The sequence below is a fragment of the Enterobacter sp. Taxon_8 genome, from assembly GCF_058354585.1.
In genome coordinates this window covers 2,772,910-2,792,855 of sequence record NZ_CM177989.1, presented here as the reverse complement: position 1 = coordinate 2,792,855, position 19,946 = coordinate 2,772,910, and the positions used below count along the sequence as shown (strand labels likewise).

Genomic DNA, 19,946 nt, shown 5'->3' with positions numbered 1-19,946 from the left:
ATAACAGAACATTTCGGTACCAGTTTCTGCATTACATTCACGAACACACCTGGTTGTAGTTCATTAACGCAAAGTTTTAGTTAGAGATGATTTTGTATGGTTCCTCTTAAGTTAGAGAATGGTGTTTAGTGCTTATTTATTAACCACTTACCCGCGTGTGCGGGTTTTTTTGACCCAAATTCTTGACCCTCATTTTTTTAGTGATACTGTATAAATATACAGTTAAGTGCTAAGGGGGTTATCATGGGATTTCAATCACCAGCATTAGACCTCGTTGAGCAGATTCTCACTATTACCAACCTTTACGGTAATGACGACAACTGCCGAACCATCGAAACATCAGCTGGATACGTGATAATAAACATTGCCATAGAGCCGAAGAAAGGTGACACCATCTTAATTGCGTTCTGCGGTAGTCTGGACTTCGCAAAAGTTCAGGGGAGGGCGTTAATAACTCAGGATGGCGAGGCTATAGAGGGTGATTCACTTGATGATGCGACCATAATGGGAGTTGTGACGTACTTTTTGAATCGAGTGACAGATACCGATGATCGGCCTGTGATTTAAAAAGCAGGACCCGAGTACTGTGTTTTGAAAGCAGATCGGTTAGACAGGTCAATTATGGTTAATTGATCTTTCTAACCTATTAGTCATCTGGTTAGCGGAAACCTAAATGAAATCAGTTCACAGGGAGAAAAGGACCGCCCCCGCAAGGGGAAATCCATTTTTAGGGAATTGCCCATGAAATTGAATGAATTTGCTGCCGGTCTCACCAAAGACGGAATGCTTGTTTTATGTCTTACTGATGGTGAAATAACAGACTACCTAGTTACCAGCAAGGCATTGCGCACATTGATTCGCCGGGAAGGAGGCGGGCTTTCAGCCCAGATTCTGGACGATGAAGATCGGATTATCAACTTGAACTCCCTGCCAGAAGCACTTAAGGTTCTCAAGCAGTAGGTGTTGATTTATAATAATCAAACGGGCTGAACACCCTCTGATTACTGCGCCAACCTGAGGAATCAAAATGGCGCAGAGCATTACCCTAAACAACTCTCACCGCCCGTCTATGTGCGGTGTTTCTGCTTATGCTGGTGGTCCAGCATGAAGAAAGCAGATAGCCTCCATCTTTCGCGTGTGGCCGCATTGGGCTGCATCGTGTGCAGAAATCAGAACCTGGGCGAAACGCCTGCGGAAATCCACCACATCCGAACCGGGCAGGGCGCAAGCCAGCGCGCTGACCATCGGAAATCAATTCCCCTGTGCCATATGCATCATCGCAACGGCGGTTATGGTGTGGCGATTCATGCTGGCCGCCGCGCTTGGGAAATGAAGCACGGCACAGAAGCTGAGCTGCTGGTGCAGGTTCTCTATTTGCTGGGAGAGCCTACCGATGAATAAGCCTGTCAGTTATGGCTCAGTGTGCAGCGGCATCGAGGCCGCCAGCGTCGCATGGCACTGCCTGGGCTGGCAGCCAGCATGGTTCGCTGAGATAGAAAAATTCCCCTCTGCTGTTCTGGCTTACCGCTGGCAGGACGTCATCAATCTCGGTGATATGACAAAAATCGCCGCGGCAATTCGTGCCGGAAACATTGAAGCGCCCGATCTGCTGGTGGGGGGAACCCCTTGCCAGGCGTTCAGCGTTGCGGGTTTACGTAATGGGCTGGCTGACGAACGCGGCCAGTTAACTTTGGCTTTTGTGGAGCTGGTTAATGCAATCGATGGAAAGCGCAGAGAACAGGGAAAACCTCCCGTCATCGTCGTCTGGGAAAACGTCCCCGGTGTATTCAGCAGCAAAGATAACGCTTTCGGATGTTTTCTTGCAGGGCTTGCCGGCGAAAGCTGCGCGCTGGAATCACCAGGGAAGCGATGGGCAAACGCTGGTTATGTGCTGGGACCAGAAAGAGCTATTGCCTGGCGAGTGCTCGACGCTCAATTTTTCGGAGTGGCCCAACGACGCAGACGTGTGTTTGTTGTCGCAACAGCTCGAGGGGATATCGATCCCGCAAAAATTCTTTTTGAGTCCGAAGGCCTGCGCCGGAATTCTCCGCCGCGCAGAGAAACGACGGAAATCGTTGCCGCCCTTACTGCGCGAGGCGTTGGAACATGTGGCGCAGACGACAACCAGGCACAAGCCGGCCATCTTCAGGCAGTAGTTGGCACTATTGCCGCTCATTCATTTACTGGCGGCGCGGGTGGAAGACCGGAAGGGGCCGCAGCTGGACATTACATCCCCGTAGGAGCTTTCCGCATGAGGGCGTTTGGCGAATACGTGAATGATGGGACGGGATCAACCTGCAAAGCCCGGGACCATAAAGACGCAACCGATTTGGTGGTTATGTCGGTGCACGGAACTCAGGACCCCGACATACTGAAAAATATGGCCCATACGCTGGGGCGCAATCATGGTCAGGAAAATGCGGTTATCGCGTTCAACTCTAAGGATAGTGGACACGATGGCTCCAGCGAAATTTCACCAACGCTTCGCGCCGGCAACAGCGTACATGGAAACCAAAATGCTGGATCTCCTCCTGCGGTCGCTTACGCTTTCAAAGCCGGGCAAGGCGCAAAAGCAGGAGGAATAGGTTATGCCTGCGAACAGGCACCTACGCTTACCAGCGCAAATAGTGGGAGCAATCAGGCTCCTACAATCATGCAAAACATGGCCGTTCGCCGTCTGACTCCTGTCGAGTGCGAACGCCTGCAGGGCTTCCCAGATAACCACACCCTGATCCCCACACAAAAACGTAAGCAGCTCACCGCTGAAGAATATGCCTACCTGCGCCACCACCGGCCAGAACTGACTGCAGAGCAGGCTTACCGCCTGGCCGCTGATGGACCGCGCTATAAAGCGATCGGAAATTCAATGGCGGTACCGGTGATGCGCTGGATCGGCTCCCGCATACAGGAGGCGCTGCATGCCTAAATACATCATCACCCCAGTGGGAAAACCCCGCATGACCCGCGCTGATAAGTGGAAGCAGCGCCCGCCGGTGATGCGTTATCGCATGTTTTGTGATGAAGCCCGCCTGCATGGAATCCGGGTGCCGGAGAACGGCGCCCATATCACCTTCGTTTTGCCGATGCCGCAGAGTTGGAGCAAGAAAAAGCGCGCGTCTATGGACGGCCAGCCACACCAGCAAAAGCCCGATCTGGACAACTTAACAAAATCTCTGTTGGACGCCTTGTTTGAGGATGACTCCCACATTTGGGACGCCCGGACATCAAAAATATGGGGCGAAACCGGAATGATAATTATCGAGGTCATAGAATGAATCTTGAAGCATCGCTCAAACATTTCAGCCCTCAGGGAATGCGCCTCAACGACGACGTGCAAGGCACATCTCCGGATCGCCTTACCGGTACAGATGTAATGGCGGCTATTGGAGCCACCAGCAATCGTGCGCGCTTCGGCTTGGCTGCTTTCTTCGGAAAGGCTGGTATTAGCAAAACGGATAAACAGCTGGCAGTTCAGGCGCTGGCGCGATATGCGATGGACGCCGCACCAAAGAACATTCGTAAAGCAGCTGGGGGACATTTCAGATGGTGCATGCAGATGCTGGCACAATTTGCATTTGCTGAATACTCCCGTTCGGCGGCTACCAGCATGTCTTGTCACAGCTGCAGTGGGACCGGCTTTATCTCAGTGAATGAGGACGTGATTAAACACCCTGGTATTTTCGACGCCGAGGGCGCCGAAGTGGTGGCTCCGAAGATTAAAAATGAACTGGTGAAAAGGGTTTGTTCTACGTGTGAAGGAAAGAAAGCGATCCTAGCGCGGTGCAGATGTGGAGGTAAAGGTGAAGTTTTGGACCGGAAAGAAACGAAACTCCAAGGCTCACCTGTGTTTAAAATATGTGAGCGTTGTTCTGGCAATGGATTCTCGTCTGTCCCTTCAACAGTTGTATACAAAGTGATTCAAAAGCGAGTACCAGAACTTCATGTTAGAACATGGACTAGAAACTGGAAGCCATTTATGGAGGGGTTGATTGATATCTGCATCCAGGAAGAAAAATTGGCAAATCGGGAATTCACTCGCGTAACTGGTTTTGATGAAGATGGCTGCAAAGTTTGAGTATTTAACCTCAATTTACTTGATTTTGTCCGAGGTTGTCGTGTATCATAACCAATAATGGGATATTGTACTTACTGATATAGTTTAAACAGGCCTGTTCTTACATACATAACTGTATGAAAGAACAGGCTAATATTTGTGGACTTATCCTATTTCAAAGTTGAAAAAAGCATTGCAAGAAATTACAGTGGTGCCATAAAAATCGCATGGAAGAAGCAATTATGGCTATTTATAAATTTTACAATGTTCAACTTCTACCTATTGATAAGAGTGTTAGTGAAGTTGGGGTAGATGGCTATTGTCGCCTTTTCGAAGGGGTGCAATCACTCATTAATGAATGTAAACAGAAGAATAGGAAACTCAGTTCTATCGCAATGAAAATGCGTGGCGAAATGTATTTCGCTCCTTTTTCCGTAACTATTTATAAATTTGATAAGATTCAGAACGAATGTGTTATTTATGGTTCTTTTTTAAAGTTTGATGATGTCAATGTTCTTGTCGACACAAACAGCGGTGAAACCGAATATAGATCGAAAGGTAATACCAGTAGCAAACGATACGATTTAGAGTTTTTTTTCGATCCCAAGACACATACACTTGCAATTCATGATACAAAAGGTTTACCAGCTAGAACTCCTCTCATCGATGCCTTAAATGATATTCTTGGTATTCAAGCTACAAGACTTTTCAAAAAACACAGTTTAGAAATAGAAGAACTTACATCGGCAGATTCAATAACAGAATTTCTTGAGTTACCCAAAAAAGGTTACAAAAGATATGATGGAGTTGTTACATTTTCCAATTCGGATGCTTTTGATCAGATGATGGAGGGGGAACTGAAACGCCGAGAGGAAGAGTTGAAGGATAAACGAGTTTCTAAATGGTCTGCTAGTTATAAAAGTTTTAATAAAGCGGTTATGACTGACTTACCGGATGATGCAAAAATTCAAATGGCATTGGCTACAAAGTATGGCAATGCGGAGGTCTCATATCTAGATGAGCATGGTGACAGGCAAAAATACCAAATGGAGGATTATCCGGTAAGAGAGCAGTTAACAACTAAGGAATATAAAGGAGTAAAAGGGAAAGCTCTGGCAGTATTAAATCTAATCAAAAAAGCTTTGGAAAAAACCAAAGTTACGCCTGGGACTATTAAAAGTAATAAAAAATTCTTAGATGAAATTGGAGATTAATCATGGATAGCAATGCGGACTTCAATAAACTGCTCTATTGTCGAATAAGACATATCCCAATCATTGGAGCAGTTTTCCGCATTGTTAATGCTTATGCGTATCAGGGCGATAAAAGCTGCAATGAGAAGATCGCCCCGTTTCGTAAGTGGTGGGAAAGAATTTTCAAGAAAGCTGTATATGTCTTTTTTTTAGTAGAATTGATTGTGCTTTATCATGGTGGCGATGTTTCTAAAGTACCATGGAAAGCGGATGATTCTATTCTTTCTGTGTTTCCAAGCGTACTAGGGTTTGGAATTGGCGTTTTTGCTCTTCTTTTCGTTATGCCCGAAAGCTTTCTTGTTTTTATGTCCACTAACAGAGAAAGATTAACATTTGGACCAGAGATTGTACCAGTTGATATAGCCTATCCGCTTGTGGTTTTTACTCTTGCACTTTGTTGGTCTGTGATCAATAAAGCTTTCATTAATGATTTTTTCTCATTTATAAGTATGTTCTTTTTCTTTTATGGAATGGCGATGGCGTTTGAATTGATTTCGTTTCTCTTTAACTCTTCGTTATTAATTCAAAAAATATCTTACGAAGAGTATTTGAAGAAAAAAAATACTGATCTGGAAGTGAATAGAGTTGATAGATGGAAAAGAAAATAGTCTCCTTAATCACTAATTGAATTTTTATATTTTATGACTGACTTGATACTATAGATTGACCGAGCAGGTATAACCAGAATCGCATTGATAACTGCAAGATCTACTGACAAAGAAAAGCCTAGTGGTCATTGCCAAATAGTCAACTCATTAGCCCGCCTTCTAAAGCGGGCTTTTTTTATTCCTAAAACAGCACCCGCACACAGCGAGGTGAGAGACGATGAAAATGAACGATTCAGGGAACATCTTCACGCAGTTCTTCGCGTGGGTAGCAGCTCTTGCGTCTGCCATTGGATTTACCACTCAGGATATGGTGTTCATGTTCTTTGGCGCAGCCGGTTTGCTTATCTCGCTTGCCTCCTACGTTAACGGGCGGGTGGATGCACACCGTAGGCGTAGAGAAGACGAGAAGCGCACGAAAATGGTCAATGACTACCTGAAAGGGGTTGGCGATAAACCTCTTCATGAACGTCCGGCCGCAGCAAGCGTCGTTGTTGAGGCATTACAAAAGGAAGGTGAATGATGGGGACCAGAGCAAAACTGAGTGCTGCTGTTCTGGGGCTGGTACTCGCTAGTGCGCCAGCATCCGTCATTCTCGATCAGTTCCTGAATGAGAAGGAGGGTAACAGCCTCACGGCGTACAAAGATGGCAGTGGTATCTGGACTATTTGCCGAGGCGCCACAATGGTTGATGGTAAATTGGTGGTGCAGGGCATGAAGCTGACGCAGGCGAAATGCGACCAGGTAAATGCCCTCGAACGTGAAAGAGCTCTTGCGTGGGTTGATGGCAATATTAAGGTGCCGCTGACCGAACCGCAGAAAGCGGGTATTGCTTCGTTCTGCCCCTACAATATCGGCCCCGGTAAATGTTTCCCCTCGACATTCTACAAGCGCATCAACGACGGTGACCGAAAAGGGGCTTGTGAGGCTATCCGCTGGTGGATTAAAGATGGTGGTCTTGATTGCCGCCTGACCAAAGGCCAGAAGAATGGCTGTTATGGGCAGGTCGAGCGGCGCGATCAGGAAAGTGCGCTGGCGTGCTGGGGGCTGGACCAATGAAAATTAATCCGGGTCTTATCGGCATTGTCCTTATTGCTGGCCTTTCGGTTGCTCTCGTTAAGAGTTGCTCAGACGCCAGGAGCCTTCAAAGCGATAATGACGTTCTGCGAAGTGACAACTCTTTGCAGGAACAGGTGATCGCCACCCAGACATTCAATTTCAATCGATTCAATCAGGTTGCAGAACATACCAATAGGCTTAACTCCCTGATCGATACCAGCACTGAAGAAACCGTAATCGAATACCGAGAGATACTCCGCCGTGAAAAAACCTGTGATCTGCCTGTTCCTGCTGACATTGCTGGTGGGCTGCTCGAATACGCGCACCGTTTACGTGCCAGCGCCGTGTACGCCGATTCCGACAGAGCTAACGCGGCCAATGTTAGTTCCGCTTCCTCCAGCACAATGACTTACTGTCAGGCCGTGCTCTGGATCTATACTTTGCTAGGCACGATAGAAAAAGGAAACAATCAACTAAAGAGCATTAAAACTATTGAACATTTAAGGAGTGAAAACTAAATCAACTCATTAAGATGACTGTATACCTCACGCCGGACTAATTCGTAAATAAGATAAAGCATTAGCACCAGTTCCATTTATGTATTATGATACGATTTTAAATAGAAGTGTTTATAGGGATCAAATTCTCAATGAGTATTTCCAAGATTAAAACGATTGGTAACGAAAAATGGGAGCCTATAAAAGGCTTGGATGTTCAATTTTATATGAACTCAACTTCTGGTAAGTTTGATGTAATAGCGACTTATAATAATGCTTTAATAAAATCCGTAATTCTTGAAGGCGGTATCGCAACTAGAGCTTCATCGCTTTCCCTTATTCTAAGGGATTTGGAGAGTGCTTATGATTGGTATAAGCGCGCAATTGAAATTGTAGATGGGAGCAATATCAAGAACGAATTGAACCATGACTATATTGAGATTGAAAATCTAACTATTTCTAGCGAGGCCCGTGCTTTCTTTGTAGCAAGTTTGACTTTTTATGGTAAAGCATTTACAGAGGCGTTGGGAAGAAAACTAAAAATGGAAAAAAAATGGCTTGATCAAAGTTTTCATGAAATGCATGACGATATCATAGATTATAGGCATAACTTTGCGGCTCATAGTGGAAGCGACTCCTTTGAACATGCAAAAACTTTACTCATTTTAGTTCCACATCCCTCAAAAGGTCTTGTTTACCAACCAATGTCAGTTCGTGGGCAGCTCAGTATGATAATTACGCCAGAGCGTAATATGAATGAGCTATTTGAACATGCTATCGAGGTAGTTACGAATAAATATACAGAGACGCTCGAAAGGATAAGAAAATATGTTTTTTCTCTTCCCGGTAGTTATTGGGTTACATCTGCTGGTGGAAGTGGTATCGTAAATCTTGATGTGGTTATAAAAAATAAAAAAGTTGTAAAATAAATTCTTTTTTCTCTCCTTTTTATTTTGATTAATTAATAACGTAAAGGTAAGGGCTAATTATAGGTTTATAAATGTCGCTTTTAAATGATGGGTTATTAACAGACAGGAATAACTAGCCATTTATAAAATTATGGAGTCAGTGGGATAAGGAACTGACTACTTATATTTTTAGGGTCCTCCGAGCACATGACCAACCACGGGGCGGCGCGCTCGCGGGAAAAGGCTAGTTTTTCGGATCCAGGGTCATCATCATCATGTGCGCAGGTCTTTGATTTAATTAGAGGCCATTTTCGCAAGATGTCGAATCGTTCAAAAAGTGCTCACCATCATGGACCAGGAAATTGCCACTTTAAAACTCAATATCAACCAGCTGGCAGGGATAACCGGCGTACACCGTCAGACGGTTGCTGCGAGACTGAAAAATGTCGAACCTGCTCCGGGCAGCAACAGCAAGTTAAAGCTCTATCTGGTGACTGACATTCTGACCGAACTGATGATCCCTACCGTTTCGGCCAATATCGATGATATGCCCCCATCAGACAGGCTGTCCCACTGGAAAGCAGAGAACGAGAGGCTGAAGTTCGAACAGGATACGGGGCAGTTAATACCCGCAGATGAAGTGGCGCGAGAATTCTCATTGATGGCGAAAGCCGTCGTCATGGTACTTGAAACCCTCCCGGATGTGCTCGAGCGCGACTGTGCTTTAACGCCTGCTGCGGTAGTTCGTGTGCAAAGCGTTATCGATGATCTACGCGACCAGATGGCGGAGAGGGTGCAGGACGCTGAAAAAGAGGAGGAAGAGCCTGAGGAGGACTGATGGCAAAGCGGGCATCCGCCAGGGACATCCGCCGCGATGTTTCCGGTATTTTACGAGCCCCGCGTCGTATGCCGGTGGCCGATGCGGTCAGCACTTATATGCGCGTGCCAATGGGGGCGGGAAACTCAGTTCCATGGGATCCGGATCTGGCACCCTATGTGATTGAGCCGATGAACTGCCTGGCATCGCGTGAATACGATGCGGTGGTGTTTGTGGGCCCGGCGCGAACGGGTAAAACCATCGGGCTGATTGACGGCTGGATTGTTTATAACATTGTCTGCGATCCGGCAGATATGCTTGTGATTCAGGTATCTGAGGAAAAAGCACGCGAGCATTCCAAAAAACGCCTGGACCGTACTTTTCGCTGTAGCCCTGAAGTTAAAACCCGGCTAAGCCCAAGACGTAACGATAACAACGTCTACGACCGTACATTCCGCGCCGGTAACTATCTGAAGCTGGGCTGGCCATCCGTCAATATCATGTCGTCCTCGGACTATAAGAGTGTGGCGCTGACGGATTATGACCGCTTTCCGGAAGACATCGACGGGGAGGGGGATGCCTTTTCACTGGCATCGAAGCGTACCACGACATTCATGTCCTCCGGGATGACGCTGGTTGAGAGCTCGCCCGGGAGGGATATCAGAGACACAAAATGGCGGCGCTCCACGCCCCATGAAGCCCCTCCGACCACCGGAATTTTATCGCTTTATAACCGTGGTGACCGCCGTCGTCTTTACTGGCCATGCCCGCATTGCGGCGAATATTTCCAGCCGGAAATGGACAATATGACCGGATACCGCGACAGCAGCGATCCTGTGCTTGCCAGCGAAGCGGCGTTTCTTCAGTGCCCTGCCTGTAAAGGCAGAATCACACCTGACATGAAGCGTGCGCTGAACATGAAATGTGTCTGGCTCCGGGACGGGCAAACCATCGACAGTAAAGGCCAGGTTAGCGGTGATGGCCGTCGTTCCCGTATTGCCTCCTTCTGGATGGAAGGTCCGGCAGCTGCTTACCAGACCTGGGCGCAGCTTATTTATAAGTTCCTGACCGCCGAGCAGGAATATGAATCCACGCGCAGCGAAGAAACGCTGAAGACGGTGATCAACACCGATTTCGGCAGGCCCTATTTGCCGCGGGCCAGCATGGAGCAGCGTAAAAGTGAATTGCTTGAGCAGCGTGCCGAAGAAGTCCCAAAACGTTCGGTACCGGACGGCGTGCAGTTTCTCACTGCGACCGTGGACGTTCAGGCCGGGCGCAACCGGCGCTTTGTTGTGCAGATTACAGGTTATGGAAGTATGGGTGAGCGCTGGATAGTTGACCGTTACAACATCCGGCATTCGCTGCGCTGCGACGGCAACGGGGAAAGCTTACAGGTGGATCCGGCGAGCTACCCGGAGGACTGGGATCTTTTACTCACCGACGTCTTTGATAAAACGTGGCCACTTGCAGCTGACCCGTCAAAGGGCATGCGGCTGATGTCTATGGCCGTGGACTCAGGGGGTGAAGATGGCGTGACGGATAATGCCTACAAATTCTGGCGCAGATGTCGTCGTGAAGGGCTGGGTAAGCGTATCTACCTCTTCAAGGGGGACAGCGTCAGGCGCAGCAAACTTATCCAGCGAACGTTTCCCGACAACACGGGCAGATCAACGCGCCGCGCACAGGCTACGGGTGATGTGCCTCTTTATCTTCTCCAGACCGATGCCCTTAAAGACCGGGTGAATAATGCGCTGTGGCGTGATTCACCCGGCCCTGGCTATGTGCATTTCCCCGCCTGGCTGGGCAGCTGGTTCTATGACGAACTGACGTATGAGGAACGCTCGAATGAAGGGAAATGGAGTAAGCCCGGCCGGGGCGCAAACGAAGCATTTGACCTGCTCGTTTATGCCGACGCGCTCGCCATCCTTAGTGGTTACGAAAAAATCAAATGGCCGTCAGCTCCTGAGTGGGCACGGCGGGAAACGTGGATCGAGGACACGCAGACGGAAGCTGGCGAAATGCCATCCCCGCCGCCTGCGCCGAAATCTAAATCAAAACCAAAACGTGAGAAGCCCGTAACCGAGCAGGCTAATCCGTGGTCTTCGTCAGGAGGTTGGGTGTGAATCCAGCAGATATTCAAAACATGATCGACCGCTACGCTGCAGCCGAGCTGTCTGTTCTGGAGGGGAAATCAATCACTTTCAACGGGCAGCAGATGACGCTCGAAAACCTGTCGGAAATCAGAAAAGGCCGTCAGGAATGGGAGCGACGACTGGCAACGCTCAATAACAAACGCCGCGGGCGACCCGGCTACAGGCTGGCGAGGTTTGGATGAGTTTTTTAGATGATGCGATTGGCCTGTTTTCACCAGGCTGGAAAGCCTCACGCCTGCGTGCCCGCGCGGTTATTAAGGCGTATGAGGCGGTAAAGCAAACGCGTACCCACAAAGCCCAGAAGGAAAATCGTTCAGCCGATCAGCTCAGCCAGATGGGGGCGGTTTCACTGAGGCAGCAGGCGCGCTGGCTGGACAACAACCACGATCTGGTGATTGGCGTTTTCGACAAGCTGGAAGAAAGGGTGGTGGGTGCGAAGGGCATCATAGTTGAACCGCATCCGATGCTGACTAACGGGAAGATCGCTAAAAAGCTGGCCACTGATATCCGCAGAAAGTGGGGCGAATGGTCCGTAAGACCCGATGTTACAACCCAGTTTACCCGCCCCATGCTGGAGCGGCTGATGCTGCGAACGTGGCTCCGGGACGGTGAGGTATTTGCTCAGCTGGTTCGCGGTACCGGAAATGGTCTTCAGCCGGTTGCTGGCGTGCCGTTCTGGCTGGAAGCGCTGGAGCCGGACTTCGTGCCGATGAACAGCGATGCCGCCACCCAGCTCAATCAGGGCGTTTTTGTCGATAACTGGGGGCGCCCAAAAAAATATCAGGTCTATAAAAGCCTGCCAGTATCCGGGCGTCAGTTCGATACCAAAGAGATAGATGCAGAAAACATGCTTCATCTCAAATTCACGCGACGCCTGCACCAGACCCGCGGAACGTCTCTTTTGTCAGGTGTTTTGATGCGTCTGAGCGCGCTGAAAGAGTACGAGGACTCGGAGCTTACCGCTGCCAGAATTGCTGCTGCACTCGGCATGTATATCAAAAAAGGCGACGGACAGAGCTTCGAGTCTGACTCCAGCAGCGATGACCGCGAGCTGATGATTCAGCCCGGTATGCTCTATGACGAGCTGCAGGCAGGGGAAGAAATCGGGATGATTAAATCCGATCGCCCGAACCCTAACCTCGAGTCGTTTCGTAACGGACAGCTCCGTGCCGTGTCCGCCGGCAGTCGCCTCAGCTTTTCCAGCACATCCAGAAACTACAACGGAACGTACAGTGCCCAGCGGCAGGAGCTTGTCGAGTCAACCGACGGATATCTGATTCTTCAGGACTGGTTCATCGGTTCAGTGACCCGGCCCATGTACCGGGCCTGGCTGAAGATGGCTATTGCTGCCGGAGAAATCAAGCTGCCGAGAGGTATCGATATGGACTCGCTTTATAACGCGGTTTATTCGGGGCCCGTTATGCCGTGGATTGATCCCGTTAAAGAAGCGAATGCCTGGAAAACCCAGATCCGCGGCGGTGCTGCTACTGAATCCGACTGGATACGTGCCAGCGGTCGCAACCCGGATGATGTTAAGTCACGCCGTAAAGCGGAGGTTGACGAGAACCGTGAACAGGGCCTGGTGTTTGACACCGACCCCGCCAATGATAAAGGAGGCACCAGTGCCGAAGCCAAAGAACCGGGCGCGCCACCGTCCGAAAGCCAGCGCAAAAAGTAATTCGTGGTTCCGCATGCAGGCCAGCAATAACAGCGAGGCCGACATTTTTATTTATGACGAAATCGGGTACTGGGGCGTAACGGCGAAACAGTTCGTCAATGATCTCCGGTCACTTGGGGATGTCACCCACATCAACCTTTATATCAACTCGCCCGGTGGTGATGTCTTCGACGGTATTGCTATTTATAACGCGCTGAAGCACCACGGCGCGGCGATTACCGTGCATATCGACGGTCTGGCGGCCTCCATGGCCTCGGTGATTGCGATGGTAGGCAATCCGGTCATCATGCCTGAAAACACGATGATGATGATCCATTATCCATCACACTACCTCATGGGTACGCATGAAGAACCAGATTCATTAATTAACTCATTGTTAATTATGAAGAAAAAAGAAATGTTGTTTGCATTGCTTTTCTACTGTTTTTCGGCGTTGCAGTTAAGTGTGTATTGCAATGTGTATTGCAGAATGAGGTTTTATGGCGGGCGAGAACAAGTTAAGCGACAAGGCGTTAAAAGCCTTACATGGTAAACCGCAGCCGCGTCAAAAGATGGTGGCTGATGGTCGCGGACTGTCTGTCAGAGTGAGCATGAGTGGCACAGTGAGTTTTGTTTATTTCTTCAGACATTCCGGCCGACAAAGCGCTCCCGTCTGGATGACGTTAGGCAAGTATCCAGATATGACCCTTAAACAGGCCAGAGAGAAAAGGGACGAGTGCCGGGCATGGCTATCTCAGGGACTTGATCCACGGATAGAGAACAAACTCACCAAAGAGAGCCTCTTCATTCCTGTGACAGTTAAGAACGCTATCGATTACTGGTTTGATAACTATGCCAGAGAAAAACGCAAAGAGACTGTGCGTCTCTACCGCCGTTATGAGAAATACATTTTTCCTTACATCGGCGGGTTTCCTGTCGAGAAATGCGGCCTGTCTGACTGGATCAAGTGCTTCGACCGCATAAAGAAAATCGCGCCGGTTCAGTCTGCTGCAATGCTGATTGAGTTAAAGCAGATCTTCAAATACTGCCGGGTGCGCCAGTATGTACGGTGCAATGTGCTGGATGATTTGAGCCCTAGTGATATCGGTAAGTATCAGAACAAGAGAGAGCGGATACTTGAGGAAAGCTACGTCGCCGATCTGTGGGGAGTGTACTTTCATGGTAAAGGCAAAACCCGAGTTATGAATTACAAAAAAAGGATGGCGATTTTGTGTCTCGTGTTTGGTTGCAGGCTGAGTGAGGTGCGTTTATCTACATGGGATGAGTGGGATTTCGATAAGTGGATTTGGATAGTACCTAAAGAGCACAGTAAAAACGGCGAAGAAATTATTCGCCCCGTTCCTCAAAAAATGCGCCAGTGGATCGTAAACCTGCACGAAGAGACTAAAAGGAGAGGCTACATACTTGGCGAACTGAAATCTGATTCAACCGTCAGTACGATGGGATGCACAAACTTTATCTCTCTGAAACATGAAAAACGCTGGTCATTACATGATTTGAGACGAACGTTCTCGACAAGTCTTAACGATATGGGCGTTGATTTTATGGTCGTAGAGCAGCTGCTGGGGCATACCATAAAGGGCGTGGCCGGAATCTATAACCGCAGCAAGTATATCCCCCAGAAACAAGAAGCACTGGACCGATGGGTTGACTACCTTGATGGGCTGGTGGGTGAAGAAAATACAGTAAAAGTAATTAAGAAAAGGAGTGCCTGATATGGCTATGTTATCCGTTGTGAAAAAAGAAGATCTCCAGTACATGCCTGAGCTTGACCGAATGATTCGGGAACCTGAATGCCGGGCAATGACTACGTTGTCTAACTCAACGCGCTGGCGCATGGAACAGGAAGGAAAATTTCCGAAGCGCATCAAAATTGGGCCATCAGCCGTTGCATATCGGCTTTCTGAGGTACAAGCTTGGATTCGTGGGGAATGGGAATCTTTGTGAAAAAAGGGGCATATATACGCCCCCTGTTTCTTCAAAATCTTTTCATGCCAAGAATGAATTGACCAACGTGTGGATCATAATAATCATAATGATCTTTATCATAATGATCACTATGCTCTAAATAAGTTGTTGTCTTGAAGTCATAATTTTCATTCCATTCTTCGGAGAAGAAGAAATCAAAATCTCCTGTTGGTGGTTTTACAGGTGGAGTTCCATGTGGATGCATGTAATCAATGTACCAAGTATATGTTCCATGTTTATCATCAAAGTAAACGCTTCTTAATCTAAAAAAGTGTTTATCTGGTAATGTGTTTGATGAATTTATAATTTCTTCAACCTTTTCTTCTATATATTCTAGTTGATACATGTGATCCGAACCAATGCGATTGCTAATATGGAAGTAGAACCCTTTATAGTTAGCTATCCAATGGTTCGGACGTTCTGTCGCATAAATTTTCCAACCTTGTGTGCTGATTGGGAAGAAACGCTGTGCAATCACCCATAAGTCCGGTGTTGATAATATTTGTTCAATTTTTACAGAGTCCCAATAGGTAGCGGTAATACGATTATTTGGAGAATTAGTAATATCTTCCAGTCGACCCGCAACAGTTGATGAAGGGTACGTTGATGTCACGAGCAAGTATCCTTCACATTCATGTTGAGCGCAACTGTCTAAAATCCCATCTAACTCACCAGTACCTACAGCATTAGAACTCTCAGCTTTATGTTTGCACTGAACTAACCATTTTTTTGTTGATGGGGCAAAAATGCTTTTATATTCTTCTATAAAAACTAAGTCCTTCCCACTGTCAGGGCCTCTTCCACTCCAATAAACTCTGTGACCTAGACTAAACAATATTTCTCGGGTAAGTAACTCTAAATCTTGGCCGTCTTTAGATAGTTCTTTAAAATCTAACACATCATACCCTCTATTTAAAAAGTGGTTTTAAACGATTTTGAATTGATACGGAATAATTGAATGACCTTACTTTACCTTGACCTGATGATAAGGTGACTTCTTTCTCTGAATCAATCATTTCTTGAAAGGATACTGTTGCAAAACTTTCTTCCTGAGAGTTTAAAGGTATTACAAAAAATTCAAAATTAATGTCTGCATACTTACAGTTCAAAACCGACATCAGATGTTCGTGGAGTCTTACATATTGCACTATTTCATCGTTATGTAGAGTGAAATTAAAACTCTCATCTAAAGCATGCATTTTAACATCCATGATCTTGCAAATGTTGAATTTATTTAGCAAGAAAAAGTCTGGTCTTTTAGCACCAAGTTTTTCCATTGCAGGAGGATAAGACCATGAATCTTGGTTTACATGAATAAAAGCTTGTCCTGTGATTTCGAAATGATGAATTGCAATCATTTCTCCGAGATTCCCTTTATGAGTGGAATTATTCTGCCAATAAGAAGCTATTAATTTCTCGCTTATCGAGTTTATTTTATTATTCGTCACTTGATTCACCATTGGGATTTATCGATAGCTTGCGTCTTTCAATCTCAGAGATAATTGAGGTAGTTATAAATTGCGATGTTGATTCATCTGGATGTTTAAGTGCATTCATCATATTTACAATTTCGTGCGGAACACGTGCTTTCAGTAACTGTGATTTGGCATTTTTATCTGCTGTAGCCATGTAATTATCTCCCACCTAAGTGTGACACACAATACAGCATAATCAGGGAAAGTAAATATTGACGTGTGACACACCTGGGGTATATGGTGTGTCACACCAATGCTATTGACGATGTTCCTAGGTGCTTGCAACCACCTAGGAACATCTAACCACCAACCGTTAACAGGAGTAACGACTATGGCTGTAACACAGCATACCCAAACTCACCCTAAATTTACATGGCTATTCCTTGGCACGCCGCGAGGTAATTCCTGTCTCCCGGTAGTTCTTCGCACCGTTGCAGACACTGAAGACACTGCTCGTGCAAAGTTCTGCGGCTGGGACTTAACCTTTGCCGCCAAAATCCGGACCGAAAGCCCGCTCTCAGTGTCGTTTATGGATCCTGAGAATCGTACCCTATGGAGCATTCTGGGTAGCGATTCTTACGGTGCAGAAACTGTATCAACGGAGGTGGGCCATGCATAAGTCCGACTTACCCGCAGATTACGAGATCCGCGTACTGGTGACGGTTAAAAACGGTCAGGTTACAGAGCGCCGCCTTCGTTCGAATGAAATCGTGGCCACACCGGAAGGTTTTATCCAGGCAGTTCGTCAGGCTGCTGATGCATACGGTTTAACGGCTACCGACAAGGAATAAATTCATGATTAAAAAATTCAATCAGGTTCAGCCTGAGGGCATCGCTCAACCAAAAATCGAGCTTAACAGTCGCTGGAAAGATTCTCGCGGAGAAAAAATTACAGTCACATGCGTAACGGATAGCCGTATTACGTATGTCCGGGATGGGTATTCACATGAGTGTATTTTTTCTGAGTACCGGTTCCGAAAAGAATTTATTTATCTCCCTGAGAAAAGCCGGGAGTGGCAGGAGACCGTAAAAGAAAACGTGCGTAAAAAAATCGCTGCTCTGCGCTCTTCTCTGCCGCTGAGTGTTGGATCTGACGGATGGGATAAGGGGCTGAAATGAAAAACGCACCGAATCTGAAACACCTGCCAAAAGAAAAATTCACGGAGGCAGTTATTTTTGCCGGGTCAGAAGCATACGCCCATGCGAAGGGTTGGGAAGAGGGGCTTGGTAAACAGATTGCCGAAGATACGACTCCTCCTGTTTACCTTGGGCCAAAACAACTGGCAGAGCTGGATAACCTGCACATTGTGGATGATGGCCGTCGTGCCGTGCGGATTTACCTGGCAGGGAATATAAAGCCTACCCAGATTAATAACATTGCTGAAAAGCTGGCGCTGGCTGGCGTGCAGGATGCCAAATTGTATAAAGGCATCCCCGACCATGAGCCTGAGAACTGGAGGGAATATCTTTCTCGTCTGCGTGAACAGGTTGAAGTCTCTGTGCGAGAGGAGTCATTGCGGCACAGCCTTCCCTTAAGCGTGGGCTCTGATGGGTACGATCAGGAGCAAGATTACACGTTAAAAAGTTATCTTCCCGCTAACAGCCTGAGCAGTATCTACGGCCCGAGCGGTTCGTATAAAAGTTTTCTGGCGGTGTCCTGGGCGTGCCACGTTGCAGCCGGGATGAAGTGGGCGGGGAAGTCGGTATCAGCCGGCGCTGTGATGTACGTAGTAGGTGAAGGTGGTATTGGCGTTCCGCGGCGAATAAAGGCGTGGGAGAAAAAACACGGTGTGAAACTAAATAATCTATATCTGGTAAACCGTCCGGTTTTCCCGGTTCGCCGTGAGGAAATGCAGGAGATGATCAAAGCTGCGCGTGACGTTAAGTCCAGAACGGGGCAGCCGGTTCGCCTGATTGTCATAGATACTCTAGCGCGGTGCTTCGGTGGTAACGATGAAAACGATGCTCGTGACATGGGGGCGTTTATTGAAGGCTGCGACGTCATCAAACGTGAGACTGGCGCCACGTTGCTGGTGGTGCATCATTCAGGAAAAGACGATACCAAAGGCGCACGTGGTTCCAGTGCTTTCAGGGCTGCGCTCGATGCTGAGTTCAATGTCCGGCGCGAGGGGGATGGTGGTGCGATAATCCTGACCTGCACGAAGATGAAAGATGCGGAGGAGCCAAAACAGGCAGCATTCGATTTGCGCACGGTGGAACTGTTTACCGATCGCGATGGCGAACTGATATCTTCGCTGGTGGTTAATGATGTTCCACGAGAGGCAAAAGGTGTAGATCCAGAGTTGGTAGGGATAGCTAAATTAACAGGTAACCATATGGCTCTGTGGCAGGCGATTAGAAGCAGAACGGCACAAGGTGAACCATGTACCAGGGCTCTTATCCGCGATGATTTGAAAGCAACAGGTACAGATACCAAGCACTTTAGCCGCTGGGTTCAAAAGTTAGTAGACGATGGTTTGATTATTCAGAATGGTGATCTGTTAACTATACAGTCATTAAGGGAAGTGGGCATGTAAGTGGGTAGTAAGCGGGGAGGGAGGGGGGAGATCCTCCGTTTTCCCCACTTTGCGCTTATATACTTGGACAAAGTGGGTAAAAACGCTCTAACCCTCGTCAATATGGAGATTGTGGTTGTTCAACAAAAATGCTGGTGGGTAGTAAGTGGGAAGCTAGCAAAATGGGGAGGATGTGGGGAATTATCCCCACATGGTTTAAATGTTGTGCTGTGATGGACTAAGAAAAAAATGTGATTTTTTCGTTATTTTTTTATCGAAATTCCCGAGTTGGGTCCCGGAGGGACACCAATCGCCGTATCAACGCCAGGGTTTGAGCGTAAATCTTGAATAATATCCTGTGGGATAAATTTATGACCGATTATACGTTCTGACTCTGGTCGGGGATTTTCTGAATGTCTCGCTCGGTATGCCTCTACAGTATGTCCCCCTTCAGAGATAACTCTGGCACACAAGCCCCTTGCATACAGCCTGTTAAACTCACCTTCCGCTAGTGTTTGTGCTGCTGTGCGAGGGACTCTTGCTTGTGTCATCTCCATGCTGTTGGGTTTTCTTTTTGGGTAAAAATCAGCAAGTAATCGCCGATTAATTATTTCTCTTTCTAACCAATGATCATCGTGCTGCACAGACTCTTCTAGTAACGCAGGCCACTGCGCCTTTCCCTCAGGAGATAGGTAATTACTCAAATAAAAGTTGTTGTGATCCTTATCAAACTGAATTTCTTCAGCCATATGAATACGTGTCTGTTGGTCTAAATCCAAATAATTTAAAGCCATTTTTGACCTCTTTTAAGGATTATACAGCGATGTTTTTTACATTGTGTTACACATGGGTTGTTATCTCATTTCCCAGTGGTTTTTATAAACCTGTTTTTCTGATAAAAATGATTTTACTTACCACTTTTGGTGATCAATGATTGTATATGTACCATCAATCACGATAAGG

At 47.3% G+C, this 19,946-nt stretch carries 25 protein-coding genes and 2 pseudogenes; 23 read left to right on the top strand and 4 right to left on the bottom strand.

All coding sequences use genetic code 11. From position 1 onward, the window contains the following. Positions 1-243 precede the first annotated feature (243 nt). The 19 genes and pseudogenes from AC4IBF_RS13285 (at position 244) to AC4IBF_RS13195 (ending at position 14,971) form a co-directional block, all read left to right on the top strand. Positions 244-567, top strand: a complete 324-nt coding sequence (locus AC4IBF_RS13285; RefSeq protein ID WP_491462896.1) for a hypothetical protein — start codon at positions 244-246, stop codon at positions 565-567. A 174-nt stretch (positions 568-741) separates the two neighbouring features. Further along, a complete protein-coding gene (locus AC4IBF_RS13280; protein WP_149366350.1) occupies positions 742-960 on the top strand; it encodes a hypothetical protein in 219 nt (72 codons plus the stop codon). A gap of 144 nt (positions 961-1,104) precedes the next feature. Continuing rightward, the gene (locus AC4IBF_RS13275; protein ID WP_491462895.1) at positions 1,105-1,401 is read left to right on the top strand and encodes a Ref family recombination enhancement nuclease; all 297 of its coding nucleotides are present in this window, start codon (positions 1,105-1,107) and stop codon (positions 1,399-1,401) included. Beyond that, positions 1,394-2,917, top strand: a pseudogene (locus tag AC4IBF_RS13270) (DNA cytosine methyltransferase); the annotation flags it as partial. The gene AC4IBF_RS13275 and the pseudogene AC4IBF_RS13270, both read left to right, overlap by 8 nt. Before the next feature lies 1 nt (position 2,918). Further along, positions 2,919-3,275: a RusA family crossover junction endodeoxyribonuclease gene (locus AC4IBF_RS13265; RefSeq protein WP_491462894.1), complete on the top strand. Its 357-nt coding sequence runs from the start codon at positions 2,919-2,921 to the stop codon at positions 3,273-3,275. Then, positions 3,272-4,075 carry an antitermination protein gene (locus AC4IBF_RS13260; RefSeq protein ID WP_491462893.1) on the top strand — a complete coding sequence of 268 codons (804 nt, stop codon included), beginning with the start codon at positions 3,272-3,274 and terminating at the stop codon, positions 4,073-4,075. Before AC4IBF_RS13265 ends, AC4IBF_RS13260 begins: the two co-directional genes overlap by 4 nt. A gap of 206 nt (positions 4,076-4,281) precedes the next feature. Further along, positions 4,282-5,268, top strand: a complete 987-nt coding sequence (locus AC4IBF_RS13255; RefSeq protein ID WP_491462892.1) for a DUF4747 family protein — start codon at positions 4,282-4,284, stop codon at positions 5,266-5,268. Between the two features lie 2 nt (positions 5,269-5,270). After that, positions 5,271-5,915: a hypothetical protein gene (locus AC4IBF_RS13250; RefSeq protein ID WP_491462891.1), complete on the top strand. Its 645-nt coding sequence runs from the start codon at positions 5,271-5,273 to the stop codon at positions 5,913-5,915. A 217-nt stretch (positions 5,916-6,132) separates the two neighbouring features. Continuing rightward, a complete protein-coding gene (locus AC4IBF_RS13245) occupies positions 6,133-6,435 on the top strand; it encodes a hypothetical protein (RefSeq protein WP_491462890.1) in 303 nt (100 codons plus the stop codon). Further along, positions 6,435-6,971 carry a lysozyme gene (locus AC4IBF_RS13240; protein WP_491463323.1) on the top strand — a complete coding sequence of 179 codons (537 nt, stop codon included), beginning with the start codon at positions 6,435-6,437 and terminating at the stop codon, positions 6,969-6,971. Before AC4IBF_RS13245 ends, AC4IBF_RS13240 begins: the two co-directional genes overlap by 1 nt. Beyond that, positions 6,968-7,489, top strand: coding sequence for a hypothetical protein (locus AC4IBF_RS13235; RefSeq protein WP_491462889.1), 522 nt, complete (start codon positions 6,968-6,970; stop codon positions 7,487-7,489). Before AC4IBF_RS13240 ends, AC4IBF_RS13235 begins: the two co-directional genes overlap by 4 nt. Positions 7,490-7,620: 131 nt before the next feature. Continuing rightward, a complete protein-coding gene (locus AC4IBF_RS13230; protein ID WP_491462888.1) occupies positions 7,621-8,397 on the top strand; it encodes a hypothetical protein in 777 nt (258 codons plus the stop codon). A gap of 328 nt (positions 8,398-8,725) precedes the next feature. Beyond that, positions 8,726-9,214 carry a DUF1441 family protein gene (locus tag AC4IBF_RS13225; protein ID WP_020884621.1) on the top strand — a complete coding sequence of 163 codons (489 nt, stop codon included), beginning with the start codon at positions 8,726-8,728 and terminating at the stop codon, positions 9,212-9,214. After that, positions 9,214-11,316, top strand: coding sequence for a phage terminase large subunit family protein (locus tag AC4IBF_RS13220; protein WP_193939972.1), 2,103 nt, complete (start codon positions 9,214-9,216; stop codon positions 11,314-11,316). Before AC4IBF_RS13225 ends, AC4IBF_RS13220 begins: the two co-directional genes overlap by 1 nt. After that, on the top strand, positions 11,313-11,528 hold the full coding sequence (locus tag AC4IBF_RS13215; RefSeq protein ID WP_001704123.1) for a DUF6148 family protein: 216 nt from the start codon (positions 11,313-11,315) through the stop codon (positions 11,526-11,528). The genes AC4IBF_RS13220 and AC4IBF_RS13215 overlap by 4 nt, the downstream gene beginning before the upstream one ends. After that, positions 11,525-13,024 (top strand): phage portal protein, encoded by a 1,500-nt coding sequence (locus AC4IBF_RS13210; RefSeq protein WP_010429887.1) that lies wholly within the window; start codon positions 11,525-11,527, stop codon positions 13,022-13,024. The genes AC4IBF_RS13215 and AC4IBF_RS13210 overlap by 4 nt, the downstream gene beginning before the upstream one ends. After that, positions 12,951-13,376 (top strand): annotated as a pseudogene (locus tag AC4IBF_RS13205) (head maturation protease, ClpP-related); the annotation flags it as partial. The gene AC4IBF_RS13210 and the pseudogene AC4IBF_RS13205, both read left to right, overlap by 74 nt. 127 nt (positions 13,377-13,503) lie before the next feature. Further along, positions 13,504-14,739, top strand: coding sequence for a tyrosine-type recombinase/integrase (locus tag AC4IBF_RS13200; protein WP_491462887.1), 1,236 nt, complete (start codon positions 13,504-13,506; stop codon positions 14,737-14,739). Position 14,740: 1 nt separating this feature from the next. After that, positions 14,741-14,971 carry a helix-turn-helix transcriptional regulator gene (locus AC4IBF_RS13195; RefSeq protein WP_096928062.1) on the top strand — a complete coding sequence of 77 codons (231 nt, stop codon included), beginning with the start codon at positions 14,741-14,743 and terminating at the stop codon, positions 14,969-14,971. A 31-nt stretch (positions 14,972-15,002) separates the two neighbouring features. Here AC4IBF_RS13195 and AC4IBF_RS13190 read toward each other — a convergent pair whose 3' ends face one another. The 3 genes from AC4IBF_RS13190 to AC4IBF_RS13180 are packed head-to-tail and all read right to left on the bottom strand — an operon-like array spanning position 15,003 to position 16,621. Then, entirely contained in the window at positions 15,003-15,890 is an 888-nt protein-coding gene (locus tag AC4IBF_RS13190; RefSeq protein WP_096928061.1) for a restriction endonuclease, read from the bottom strand. Positions 15,891-15,900: 10 nt separating this feature from the next. After that, positions 15,901-16,440 (bottom strand): hypothetical protein, encoded by a 540-nt coding sequence (locus AC4IBF_RS13185; protein WP_141396824.1) that lies wholly within the window; start codon positions 16,438-16,440, stop codon positions 15,901-15,903. Next, a complete protein-coding gene (locus AC4IBF_RS13180; RefSeq protein ID WP_096928059.1) occupies positions 16,430-16,621 on the bottom strand; it encodes a YlcI/YnfO family protein in 192 nt (63 codons plus the stop codon). The genes AC4IBF_RS13185 and AC4IBF_RS13180 overlap by 11 nt, the downstream gene beginning before the upstream one ends. Before the next feature lie 99 nt (positions 16,622-16,720). Between AC4IBF_RS13180 and AC4IBF_RS13175 the strand changes: the two genes are divergently transcribed. The 4 genes from AC4IBF_RS13175 to AC4IBF_RS13160 are packed head-to-tail and all read left to right on the top strand — an operon-like array spanning position 16,721 to position 19,004. Then, positions 16,721-17,086: a host cell division inhibitor Icd-like protein gene (locus tag AC4IBF_RS13175; RefSeq protein ID WP_491462886.1), complete on the top strand. Its 366-nt coding sequence runs from the start codon at positions 16,721-16,723 to the stop codon at positions 17,084-17,086. Continuing rightward, positions 17,079-17,258 carry a hypothetical protein gene (locus AC4IBF_RS13170; RefSeq protein ID WP_032638524.1) on the top strand — a complete coding sequence of 60 codons (180 nt, stop codon included), beginning with the start codon at positions 17,079-17,081 and terminating at the stop codon, positions 17,256-17,258. Before AC4IBF_RS13175 ends, AC4IBF_RS13170 begins: the two co-directional genes overlap by 8 nt. A gap of 4 nt (positions 17,259-17,262) precedes the next feature. Continuing rightward, positions 17,263-17,586, top strand: coding sequence for a DUF4222 domain-containing protein (locus tag AC4IBF_RS13165; protein WP_491462885.1), 324 nt, complete (start codon positions 17,263-17,265; stop codon positions 17,584-17,586). Then, positions 17,583-19,004 carry a helicase RepA family protein gene (locus AC4IBF_RS13160; protein ID WP_491462884.1) on the top strand — a complete coding sequence of 474 codons (1,422 nt, stop codon included), beginning with the start codon at positions 17,583-17,585 and terminating at the stop codon, positions 19,002-19,004. Before AC4IBF_RS13165 ends, AC4IBF_RS13160 begins: the two co-directional genes overlap by 4 nt. A gap of 242 nt (positions 19,005-19,246) precedes the next feature. On the opposite strand, the gene AC4IBF_RS13155 is transcribed toward AC4IBF_RS13160, so the two are convergent. Then, positions 19,247-19,777, bottom strand: coding sequence for a hypothetical protein (locus AC4IBF_RS13155; protein WP_491462883.1), 531 nt, complete (start codon positions 19,775-19,777; stop codon positions 19,247-19,249). Positions 19,778-19,946: the final 169 nt, after the last annotated feature.